Annotated in this window: 11 protein-coding genes; 6 read left to right on the plus strand and 5 right to left on the minus strand. The window is 29.7% G+C overall.

What is annotated here, in order from left to right; genetic code table 11:
• Window position 1: 1 nt before the first annotated feature.
• The 5 genes from AB671_RS09985 to AB671_RS22765 all read left to right on the plus strand — a co-directional run bounded on the left by AB671_RS09985 (window position 2) and on the right by AB671_RS22765 (window position 6301).
• Window positions 2–481, plus strand: coding sequence for a type II toxin-antitoxin system antitoxin SocA domain-containing protein (locus AB671_RS09985; protein WP_066680753.1), 480 nt, complete (start codon window positions 2–4; stop codon window positions 479–481).
• A 217-nt stretch (window positions 482–698) separates the two neighbouring features.
• Window positions 699–3353, plus strand: coding sequence for an AAA family ATPase (locus tag AB671_RS22760; protein ID WP_066680751.1), 2655 nt, complete (start codon window positions 699–701; stop codon window positions 3351–3353).
• Window positions 3343–4584: an McrC family protein gene (locus AB671_RS09995; protein WP_066680749.1), complete on the plus strand. Its 1242-nt coding sequence runs from the start codon at window positions 3343–3345 to the stop codon at window positions 4582–4584. The genes AB671_RS22760 and AB671_RS09995 overlap by 11 nt, the downstream gene beginning before the upstream one ends.
• Before the next feature lie 198 nt (window positions 4585–4782).
• Entirely contained in the window at window positions 4783–5907 is a 1125-nt protein-coding gene (locus tag AB671_RS10000) for a hypothetical protein (RefSeq protein WP_066680748.1), read from the plus strand.
• Window positions 5908–6205: 298 nt separating this feature from the next.
• The gene (locus tag AB671_RS22765) at window positions 6206–6301 is read left to right on the plus strand and encodes a hypothetical protein (RefSeq protein WP_228390988.1); all 96 of its coding nucleotides are present in this window, start codon (window positions 6206–6208) and stop codon (window positions 6299–6301) included.
• A gap of 147 nt (window positions 6302–6448) precedes the next feature.
• On the opposite strand, the gene AB671_RS10005 is transcribed toward AB671_RS22765, so the two are convergent.
• Genes AB671_RS10005 through AB671_RS10015 form a run of 3 tightly spaced genes read right to left on the minus strand, consistent with a single transcriptional unit; the run spans window position 6449 to window position 9580 of the window.
• Entirely contained in the window at window positions 6449–7399 is a 951-nt protein-coding gene (locus AB671_RS10005; RefSeq protein ID WP_066680746.1) for a hypothetical protein, read from the minus strand.
• 10 nt (window positions 7400–7409) lie between these two features.
• Window positions 7410–8510 carry an AAA family ATPase gene (locus AB671_RS10010; protein WP_066680744.1) on the minus strand — a complete coding sequence of 367 codons (1101 nt, stop codon included), beginning with the start codon at window positions 8508–8510 and terminating at the stop codon, window positions 7410–7412.
• Window positions 8507–9580: a DUF262 domain-containing protein gene (locus AB671_RS10015; protein WP_066680743.1), complete on the minus strand. Its 1074-nt coding sequence runs from the start codon at window positions 9578–9580 to the stop codon at window positions 8507–8509. Before AB671_RS10015 ends, AB671_RS10010 begins: the two co-directional genes overlap by 4 nt.
• 833 nt (window positions 9581–10413) lie before the next feature.
• On the opposite strand from AB671_RS10015, the gene AB671_RS22260 reads away from it, so the two are divergent.
• Window positions 10414–10629 (plus strand): hypothetical protein, encoded by a 216-nt coding sequence (locus AB671_RS22260; RefSeq protein ID WP_157444179.1) that lies wholly within the window; start codon window positions 10414–10416, stop codon window positions 10627–10629.
• A gap of 152 nt (window positions 10630–10781) precedes the next feature.
• Here AB671_RS22260 and AB671_RS10020 read toward each other — a convergent pair whose 3' ends face one another.
• A complete protein-coding gene (locus tag AB671_RS10020; RefSeq protein WP_066680742.1) occupies window positions 10782–11291 on the minus strand; it encodes a YkgJ family cysteine cluster protein in 510 nt (169 codons plus the stop codon).
• A gap of 377 nt (window positions 11292–11668) precedes the next feature.
• Window positions 11669–12010 carry a hypothetical protein gene (locus tag AB671_RS10025; protein WP_066680740.1) on the minus strand — a complete coding sequence of 114 codons (342 nt, stop codon included), beginning with the start codon at window positions 12008–12010 and terminating at the stop codon, window positions 11669–11671.
• Between the last annotated feature and the right edge of the window lie 114 nt (window positions 12011–12124).

A 12124-nucleotide genomic window follows, 5' to 3' on the forward strand; every position in this document is an offset into this window, starting at 1 on the left:
TATGGAAAGAGTAATAAATATTTTAGATTATTTGTATTTACAGTATCCAAATTCTAATCAATTATCTATTTCTAGAGTGATGAAGTTACTCTACTTAATTGAGTGGCGTTTTGCAATTACGAAATTTGAGAAACTTACTGATATAGAATGGTTACAGACAGAATATGGTCCGTTTTACAAAAGCCTCAGAAGTATTTTTAATGAATCTTCTAATTTTGAAGTTTTAATTAAAATTGATGATAATAACAAAGAACAATTGGTTATTAATTTCCTTAATAAAAAAGATAATTTTAATTTAAGAAATGATACTAAAGAAGTGATTGATTTTGTAGTTTCTCATTGTCAGAATTATAGCTGGACAGAGCTTAATACTTTAGTTAATTCAACTTATGGAGTTTTGAATACTCCACAAGGACAACTTATTAATTTAGTAATGTCAGGACAGCAATACATCAAAGAGCATCAAAGAAGAAAAAAATAATTTTGATTTGTAATTACATATTAGTAAAAAAGAAGAGCGAGTAATAAAGTAAGTATCCAATGAAATACACAGAATCCCAATTAGAAAAATCATTCATCCATATTTCGAAAGAAAAAGGTTATGAGCAAGTTATTGTCAAAAAGATATTATGGATAATTTATAAGAATGTTTTGGAACAGACAAAGAATTTCAAGGAGAATTAGGTAAATAATAATTTATGGCAAACTTAGCAAAACAAGTTACAAAAGAGCAAATTACAACAGCATTAGAGTTTATCATAAAAAATGATATTAGTTTAATAGGCTCCACTAAATATGATTTAGAATATAAAGGAAAAGCTTATCCCCCAAAAGAAATCGTTCGCAAAGCTGCGGAATTAGCTAATATATCAAATTGGGACCAGATGAGTTTATACGGTGGTGACAGTACAAATGAACCCCTAAGAAAAATGGGATTCATTATTAAGAACAGACTTACTGTAGATATTAACCAGAGTATTATTTCGAAGTATAAAAATATTGTTTCTGAAGATAATAAAAAGGAAATTTATAAATGGAAGCTGCTAAATTTATTTAATGATCGTCCCGATATTTCTGCGGATAATTTTACTTCTGAAATTACTTCAATTAATTATGGTAATTTAATTTACCATAATGGTATCGCTGTAAGGAATCATATGGCCAAAGAATTTCCAGAAGATTATAGAAATGTCTTTCAAAATCTCTTCGATGAGAAACTGTCACTAGAAGACAGAATTGTAGAGTTCCAAAATAGGGTATCTGAAATCTATAAAAAGATGGGTATGAAACTGAATCACCATCACGATGAAAGAACAATTTCTACATTCCTGACTTTTAAATATCCAGAAAAATATACACTTTACAAAAACTCTTTTTATAAATCTTATTGTGATCTTTTAGGAATAAAGCCAGAAAGTAAAAATAAAAAATATATACACTATCTGGATTTAGTAAAGAATCTGATCGTTAATTATATCACTAAAGATCAGGAATTACTTGATATTAAAAATAAGTTTTTAACTGATGATTGTTATCCAGATACTAATCATTTAATATTTGCTCAAGATATACTTTACCAAGTTCTTAACTCGACAGAAGAAATTGATGACTCACCAATATCATATCCAATAATGAAAAAAACAAATCAACCATTAAACCAGATATTATTTGGGCCTCCAGGAACTGGAAAAACCTATAACACTATTGATAAAGCAATTAGTATTATAAATCCAGATTTTGATCTTAACCAAAACAGAGCAATTATAAAAGAGGAATATAGTAAACTTGCCGGATCTGGGCAGATTGTATTTACGACCTTCCATCAAAGTATGAGCTATGAAGATTTTGTTGAAGGTATAAAGCCAATGATCGAAGAAGATACACAAGGTAATAAATCAGTTATTTATGATGTTGAAGATGGTATCTTCAAGAAGATTGTAAATCAAGCGAAGAAAATCGAAAAAGTTGATAGAACAGACATAGATTGGAACAATGTGGATTATTACAAGATGTCCCTTGGAGGGAAAAATAACCCTCAGGAACACTCGTATTGTATTCATAATAATCTTGGGGGAATATCTTGGGGAGGAGCCAATGATTTGTCAGAATTAGCAAAAATAAATGATTGGAGCACCTATAAAAAGAAATTTTTAGAAAAGTTTCCAGATGTTGCAGAAAAAAGTAGCTTTAATATTCAAGCATCTTTTACTTTATTTAGAATGAAAGAGGGTGATATTGTAATTGCAACAAGAGGAAACCATATTATTGATGCAATTGGGAAAGTGTCAGGTTCTTATATTTTTAATGATGAAAATCCTACAAGTCTTTCTCATTTTAGAAAAATTGATTGGTTTGCAAAAGATTTAAATTTATCACCCGAAAAGTTTTTAAAAAAGAATATATCTCAACAATCTATTTATCAGTTTTATAATGAAGATATAAAGCTTGAGTCATTTAAAGAACTTACAGCTACAAAAGACAGTTCTGTAAAAAACTATGTTCTGATCATTGATGAAATTAATAGGGGCAATGTTTCACAGATATTTGGGGAGTTAATAACTTTAATTGAAGATAGTAAACGTTTGGGTAAATCTGAAGAATTACAAGTTACCTTGCCTTACAGTAAAGATAAATTTGGTGTACCATCTAATCTATATATCATGGGTACAATGAATACTGCAGACCGAAGTATCGAAGCTTTGGATACAGCTTTAAGAAGACGTTTTAGTTTCGAGGAAATATCTTCTCAAGAAAATATCTTGTCTCCATCGGCAATGTACTGTAGATTATTATGGAAATACGAAAGTGTTGGATGGGATGATCTTGAATTTGTAGAGAAGGAAACAAATTTGTTTAATTTGTTAGGAGTGTCTGAACACTGGCATACTGAAAAAGTAAACATTTGGGATCAAATGACCAAAGCAGAAAATAAGGAATTTTATGATTATTTTTCTGAATTTCCTATTACCGGAATCAATCTGCAAACTTTATTAGAAAAAATAAATCAAAGAATTGAAATATTATTGGACAGAAATCATAAAATCGGACATTCTTATTTTATAGATGTAAATTCTGTCGATGATTTAAAATCGGTCTTTAAAAATAATATTATTCCCTTATTACAGGAGTATTTTTATGGCGATTATGAAAAAATAGGTTGGATATTAGGCGAGGGATTTTTTGTTGAAAGAAAGCTGGATAAAAATGGGGTTTTTACAAGGTTTTTTAAACAACCTAAGCCTGAATTTGAATTAGAATATCAGTTAGCTGATTTAGATGAAATTCAGATTGAGATTGCTGTGCAAAAATTATTAGGAACATTTAAGGAAACTACTTCTACCATTGAAAACTAAAGTAATACAGGTTTTTGAATTTGAAATCATTTTTATTAATGAACTTTACAACGATGTAAGGTTTGAAAAAAGTCATTACGTAGCTTTATCCAAACTAAATATTTTGCATAATGATAAGTATTTTGAAACCCGACATAATGGAATAAGATTCAAGCAATTTGTGGGTGTTATACAGGTGGAAGGTTTAACTATAGAAATTCTTCCAAAAGTTGACCGATACGAGCCAGAAGAGAATAAATCTAAATGGCGTGATGTTCTTTTGGAAATGCTGAAAGTTACTAAGAAATTAAAAATTAAGCAGATCGGTCAGGCCAATGTTTCAAGGCAATCTATTCATCTTCTGGATATTTATTTTGAATGGTATTTGAATGAAGTACAGTTGCTTATTCATCAAGGGTTAATCAAACAATACTATAAGGAAACTGGAAATATAAAGGCTCTGAAGGGCAAACTGCAATTTGCGGATCATATCCAAAAGAATCTTGTTCACAAAGAAAGATTTTATACCACGCATCAGGTTTATGATAAAGACCATTTGATTCATCAGATTTTAGCACAGGCTTTGGAAATTATTTCTACATTATCAAAAGGAAATTATCTCTACAGTAAGTGTAAAACAGTACAATTAGATTTCCCCGAGGTAGAAGGCATTAAAGCCAATGAAAATACATTTACTAAAATTCCCAAGTCTAGAAAGACTACGCCTTATGAAACGGCTTTAGCAATTGCAAGGCTCATTATTTTAAATTATGCTCCTAATGTTTCAAGCGGTTCTGAAAAGATGCTGGCACTGCTTTTTGACATGAACAGCCTTTGGGAAGAATATGTTTTGGCAAGATTAAAACAAGCAGCACAAGGAAGCGGTATTGAAGTTTATGGACAAAACTCTAAAGGCTTTTGGAATGGTATAACGATTCGCCCGGATATTGTTTTAGAAAAGAAAACAGATAATGAAAATAAAGAAATTTTAATTATCGATACCAAATGGAAGAATATTGATCAGTCACAACCTTCGACCCATGACTTGAGGCAGATGTATGTTTATAATCAATTTTGGAAATCTACCAAATCGCTGCTTTTATATCCTTCTCAAAATACTGACTTAAAAAACGAATCTTTTATTTTGTTTGATGATAAGGCACACTCATGTTCGTTAGGTAAAATAACAGTCATCAATGATTCAGGCATTTTGAATTCTAATATTGCAAAAAGTATACTTAATTTACTCTAGAATCAGGATGTATTGGGAATTTCGTTTTATAATACTTAACTTGATTATATTAAAAGTTTTTAGATTTTTAAAAAAGATTTATCTGTCAAAAATTTTTAATGAAAAACTGCCAAAAAAGTATTATTAACTTTACAGAAATAGAGATTAATTAAAGGAGTGTTGAAAGAAATATATCAAAAATTATAACAAATTTTAATTATGAATAACACGATCAAACTTTCTCGCAAAGAACTATATGACAAAGTTTGGGCTACACCAATGATTAAACTTGCAAAAGAATTTAATTTATCAGATAATGGATTACGTAAAATTTGTAAAAATTTTGATATTCCCATACCTCCAGTTGGTTATTGGCAAAAGATACAATATGGCAAAAAAGTGAACCAATTACCTTTACTCAAAAAAGATGAAGAAGGAGAAATCAAAATTAATGTTGATGTATTAAAACAAAATTATTCTCCTGAAGATTCGATCAGAAAACTTGTTACTGAAAAAATCAGAAAGAACTTATCACTAATTCTTAAAGTAAATGATAGATTAAGTAAGCCAGATGATATAGTTGTAAAAACACAATCTAACCTGGAGAATAAAAAAATGTCGAATTCTTATGAGAAAGTAAAAGGTACAATTAGTACAAGCCGAGGCTTACCAAGTATCATTGTTTCTCCAAAAAATGTTTCTCGCTCCTTGAGAATTTTAGATAATCTTATTAAGAACTTTAAAGTTTTAGGATATCGAGTTTTATTAAGCGATGAGGGACTAGAAATTATCGCTCATGATAATGATAAAATGTTAATCTACATTCGAGAAAAAAGCAATGCAACATTAACCCCGAATAAGTATGGATGGAATGATCGAGAATTGTCTGCAAATGGAAAATTAGCTATTAAAATTAGGAGGATTGCTACTTTTGAATTTGTAGATACGGACAAGTCTCCGGTTGAAAGCCAGGTTGAGAAGATTTTGATAAAAATTGAAACTGAATTTCAAAAAGTACTTGACAATAGGAAAAAGTGGGAGATACAGAGAGAAAAACAAGAAGAAATCAGAAAAGTTGAAGAAGCAAAACAAAAATGCAAAGATGAAGAACTCAGTAGATTTATTTCTTTCTACAATGATGCTCACAGATGGAAGAAATTTTTAATCCTTAGTGAGTATTTAGATTATGTGAAGTCTAGCGATACAAAAAATAAAGAATGGATAGAATGGGCTGAAAAAAAACTTGACTGGTATAATCCATCGAAAAACTTTGAGGACGATTTGATGGATGAGATTGATAGAGATACGTTAGAAAGAAAAGAAAAAAAGAAATGGGAGTGGTGAGTAAAATTACCAGCTACTTTTTTTTAATACGTTTAAATTCTATAAATGAACTTATTTTTAACAAAGTAAATATACGGCGACAGTTTTGTAAAACAAAATTCTAAAGAACATTTTGTTGCAAATTTAGCAAATATTTGAGACAAAAATCGAATGTAATATTGTATTTGAAATACCCTTTTTGTAGTATGTTTTATTAATAATTAGACTACAAAAATACTGCTGGATCAGCGAAAATATATTAATAAGGTCGATAACATTTATAGATTGATAAGGAAAAGTTATAAGTCATTCGATCAATATGAACAATGAATCTGAGAGATTGTACAAAAAAGTCTGGATTGGATTGCGAGGCAGCCATTCCGCAGTTTATCTCACGGAATTTTCTACAGAATAATATCTCGCTTATAGAATAGACCGAAAATTGGTAGTGCTGAATCTTGCAACAGAACTTGACTATAGTATGTAATATACCATCAAGAGGATTTCTCTATTGAGAATTAAAATCAGACAATAAGTTATATATTAATTTAATGATAAAATATTAATTTTTAAAGTTTACAGTATTTAAATGATGACCAATATGCCCAATACTAATTCTTCCACGGCTTTCTTCCGGATATAAATAAATTCTTAAGTTCCCTCCTAGCTTTGCGTGTGTAGAAAATATTTTAGCATTTCCTGAGGGTAAAGTAAATATTCTTTCATTACTATATTTATTAAGCGTTGCCTCACCATCAAGACTAATGTCACCAGGTAAGTTGTCAAATTTCTTTCTGCCCAAACTTACTTCTAATAAATGGAGATTTAATCTTTCAAAATAATTCATTGCTTTTGAAAAGTGAGGATGACTAATCGATGTGAATTTTTTCAGTAGATTCTCAGATTCCACTGAAAAGTCCAACATCTCAAATATTTCTGAACGTCGGTTCCAAAAATCCTCAATTGTTAAAATGTTCGAAACATTAAATTTTGCATTTTTTAATGCAGATTCAATAAAAAAAGGTTTAAATGTATCTAGCTGATTTTCATGAGGCAGATGTTTAACCTCTTTGTTTTCAACAACAACTTCAGCATCTTGTTCTTCCAATAAATATTCTTTAGTGATAGTATATGAGTTTTCAGACCAATTATCTGCATTATTAATACTGACGGTAATTTGATCATTTTCGTAAGCGTATCCAAAACCAATTGCTTCTGCTCCATCGTATGAATAATAGGGATTATCTGATATAAAAGAGGTTTGTGCCAAATATGTACTGTAGCGATTTCTTTCATCTGCTTCTAATCGTGGCAAAAAATTATGAATATTGTAATGTACTCCTTTGAAAAGCAATGTGCTAAATTCTTTTCCAATTTTAATTTTAAGTGTCCCAATTTTTAAATTGTTTACACTGTCACAAAGCTCAAAAAAACTTTTTAGAAGTGAATGTGCGTGCTCTGTATTATTTACATCAGATTGAAGACTTAATTCATTGAATATTAATTCTGGCATCTTGTTGGTTTTAAAGTAAATGCATCATTGAATACTCCCAAGTGTCAAAAAAATCTTTAGGCCACTCATTAATTCTTCCTTCTTTATCGATTACAAGTTCTTCTACATATACTCTTTCATTTCCATTATCATCATAAGAGCCAATGAATATAATATTTGTCGATTCGGGTAAGACTTTTTTATCCTTAACAGCTATTCTAATTCCGTTGAGAATATGATCACTATGAGTCTCGATGATTATCTGGATTCCAGATTCAGCTGCAAGGGCTAAAAATTTTCCCATTTCTGCTTGACCTTTTGGATGAAGATGTGCTTCAGGATTCTCAATAATCAGCAATGAGTTTTTTGGTGCCGTTAAAACGGCAACGATAATTGGAAGAGCAAAAGAAAAACCGAATCCAATATTTAAAGGATTAAAACTTTTTCCTTTTTGCCTTGCAAAATTATAGAGAATGGAAATTTGAGTAGGGTTACTTTCATCCAAACTGATTTTTGTTCCAGAATGGAGGATTTCGCTGAGCCAATTTGATACTTGATCATAAATAAATTCGCTTTTTGATAGAGATAATTTTGAATGCTCAAGTTTTGTCAAATTCGTAGCCACCTCAGATAATTTTGAAGCAGTGAATTCTCCGCGATAGCCCAAGGGACTATGTTGTTTACTTACTGATAAACGCTCATAAAATTGTCTAGGACCAATTCTTTCAGCATTTAAATATTGAAATGAAGTATTGAACAATGATGTTTTTAAGATTTCGGAATTAACAGTATGGTCTTTCAGAGGTAGGGAGTTGCTAATGCCTTCAGCATCAACTTTCCAGATTCCCTGGTATTCATCTTCAATAATATTAATAGAAACTTCACTGGATTCAGCATCAGCATTTAAAATAGCGTCTGGACTTACAAGATTAATAAGATCTTGATGCTGAATCGTAAGAAAACTTCCGTTTTGTAACTCACCTCTATCATAGCTACTTCTAAGTACTAATAAAGATTGGATTAAGCTCGATTTGCCCATACCGTTAACTCCCGCAAGTAAAGTGAGGTTTGATAAATTAAAGACTTGTTCTTTGAAACCTTTAAATTGAAATAATCTTAGTTGGTTTATCATATTGAAATATCTATTAAATCGCTGATCATTGCAAAGCGTAGATCAACCGAAGATTTTGATGTTGTTGAAGAAGTAATAGCCTTATTAAATTCTGGGATTGTAAAATATTCTATATATCTTGAGATGAGGATTTCTACATTTTCAATCAAAGCTCTATGTTGATGTTGATTTCTATATGCAAGATTAACAGTCCAAGCTTCAAAGAGCGCAATGTTAAGTTTATTATCTATTTTTTTTCCATTTTTATTAAGAATGTGAAATGCATCATCCCCAAAAATTGTTAAACATGTTTGTAAAGAGTGTTCAAACTGTGTTTTGATATCATCAAGAATAAGATTATTATATCCCTGAATATCTTCCATTGCCAAATCAAGAAACTTATCCATGGTACCTTCGTATGCATGTTTTATCATATAAAAAGCAACGAATCTTAGTGCGTAAACTCGATCTTTCATTCTTTTAGAGGAAATTTTTTTTCCAATAAGCTGTTGAAAAGTTTCGGTTTCTGTTAAATCAACAATAAAAGAAGAGGCATTACCTGAAAAATAAGCATTTCTCAACTCTTGTTTATTTAAACGGATTCCAGCAGTATTAATACGATGAAAAATATTGAGTACCACCTCTCGCGGAGTACCTGGGTTTATTATATAAGCTTGAATGTAAAAATTCCTAATAGTTCTTTGGTAAAAATAGGGTAACTCATGAAAGAAACGTCCTTCTAGATCAAACTCATATTGTAAGTCTAAAAGTGCAAAAGAATTTTTATAAATAAATTCATGAATGACGGTGAGCCTTTGTAATCCATCGATAATTTTCCATGGATGTTCGCTTCCATCCATGTAAAAAATTGGTAGGGGGATGTTCATTAACAAAGATTCTATCAACCAGCTTTTCTGTTTTACTGTCCACAATCCACTTAAACGCTGAAAATCATGAGGTCGCCATAATTCAATATCACCTTTTTCAATCATATTGACAATCATATCAACTGTAAAAGATTGTTGTCTAATGTCAACGTCATTAGGATTATAAGGCAATTGATTTGAGTTCTTATTGATATTATTAGGCATAACGATATTTGCAGTATCAAGTTTAGGAACTGCAAATTTAACCGTAAAAATACAAAATCAAAGTGATTTAAGTGTAATAAAATAAAAGGCTTGTCAATGAAATACTTAAATTTACTTACCAGTAAATTTAGCATAATTGAAAATGGTGTGGATGTAAGAGTTGATAGTGATATTTTTACAATAATCACCATATAGATTATTTTTTTGATGTAAATGAGCATATTGTAATTATTACAAGCTATAATAATTAGTTAGTATTATTTTTCGATAAACTCAAAAAATAAATTCAATATTTTTAAGATATTGAATTTATTTTCATAAGTATTTTGTATCACTTTTGTACATATTTACCTATGTGAAGTGCTATAAATAAAGGGTTTTATACTTTTTGTATCGGAAAGTAGACAGTGTTTTAGATTGTATATAGATTGCAATCACAACAATACGAAAAACCCTTTAAACGCAATATTTAAAGGGTTTTTTATTTATCTTATATTTTGTCCTATAAGTTAATATTGCAGAATACATACATTCTATTTGTTTCTATTTGTTTCTATTTCGTTTCTATGAATTTTGTTTGGAATAAAATTTGTAGTTTTATCGTTAAAAAATATTACATTTTGAAACAGTGGGAAACACAAGGAAACAATGTGAAACATTTTTGGGGAGAATTTAGACGTTATGGAAGTCAATAAAATTTGTCAATTCTGCGGAAATAGATTTGTAGCTAAAAAGACTACAACAAAATGCTGTTCCGATGACTGTGCTAAGAAATTCTACAAAAAGAGAAAACGTGATGAAAAGATTCAAGTGAGTGATAAGGTAATGCACATTTGTCGAGACTTCTTCAAAATATAGAATCGCACTGTATTATTGATTACGTGACTAAAAAGATTGCAAAAGATTATCCTGAAATGCCACTATTTACGATTCATGATTCTATTGCTACAACAGTAGATTTTGAAGCGGTTTTAGGAGAGCTTATGGTACAATATATTGAAGAATTTACAGGATCTGAGCCAAAAGTTGCTAAAGAAATTTGGCAATAAGCCTTCCGCCGGACTGAGCAGGAAATATTATTTCAAAAAAAACAGGCTTATTTTGAGCCTGTTTACTTCTTGTCTATTTTTACAAATATTAACTTATCGAACTGGCATTTTCTTTATTGGTTTTAATTTAGTAGAAATTTGGATTACTTCAGTTATAATGTATGGGAGAAATATAAGAGAGTATTTTTTTTCATTTTTATATCTGCAAATATTTCGCTTCTAATGTTGGAACTATCCCTTGAAGAAGCTCTATGAGGGTTTTTCTCACAAAGCTCTGGTTTAGACTCTACAACATGAACTCTACAAGCAAGAGGTCTATTATTGTATATGGAGCATAGATTATCAACTAATAAAGGGCATTGATGCTTATTTAACAAGTCCAATTCCATTAATTTTACAATAGTATCTTTTTCATCTAATACTTTATTTTCGGGGGTATTTTGGTTGAAAAAATTAAACCAGCTTTCTAAATTTATTTTTACAACGGACTTTATTTCGTCGCTTAGTTTGTTAACTGTACTTTTTATTGTTTGCTTTTCAAAATCAAATACCTCAATTAATTGATAACAACAAAAAGAACATCCAGCACTACAACAGTTATTTAACTGTTTTACTGCAAAATCAGTTTTCTTTTTAAGTGTTATGAATTGGTTTTCTTTCATTTCAATGTTTTTCTTATATAGGTTTTAATCAATTATCTTGTCATTTTTATAATTTGGCAACTTTATTATTTTCAGTGTTATTCTTCAACAAAATTCTGTATTGACCTCACAACAGATATTTTCCCGCCAACAGAACATTGACAACTGGAGCAATCTAACAGCTCTTTTTTACCCTCAATTTCAAATTCAGAGGTATTAGTGAGGGTGAACAGGAAGACCTTAAAACACTGCATACTCCAAAGGGTTTTATATTAGTGTTAGGTTGCTTATCTCCTTCTGTTGCCTGCAATTTCCCTTCAATACTTATAAAGGATTGACTTGTTGAATTGTTCCTTTATCACATTGTAATTGGGTTGTATCTGTAATGTGTTGGGACATTATTTCTCTAAATTTTTAATTCCTTTTTCTAAAAAGAATGACATTTTGGCTTTATAAATACATTTTTCTTCTCTATAAATTGTGATGTTTTTTGTCATTGATGAAATTGTAATATCCTGTATTTTATTACCATTAAAAAAGTATTCAATTTTTTTATTAAAATGAGACAATAATGCTCTTTGTTTAATATAACTTTTTTTTGACTTTAATAATTCATCAAGTTTTTTTATTTGTATTTCTGTAAGTTTTTTGCTACTTAATAATATGACCCTTGTGCTTTCAATTTCATCATTCACAGTAGAAGTTTCTCTATCTTGATATGAGAAGTTTTTGATAATCACACTGTCTATCTTTCCATTATAAATGTTTGTACGTCTTCAAACCAACTTAGACATTTTAGTTTAAATCCTTAAGGAGGATTTTCGGTTTATAAACTTACTAATTTTTGTTGATTA

It is taken from the genome of Chryseobacterium sp. BGARF1, assembly GCF_001677955.1.
In the GTDB taxonomy this organism is placed as follows: domain Bacteria; phylum Bacteroidota; class Bacteroidia; order Flavobacteriales; family Weeksellaceae; genus Chryseobacterium.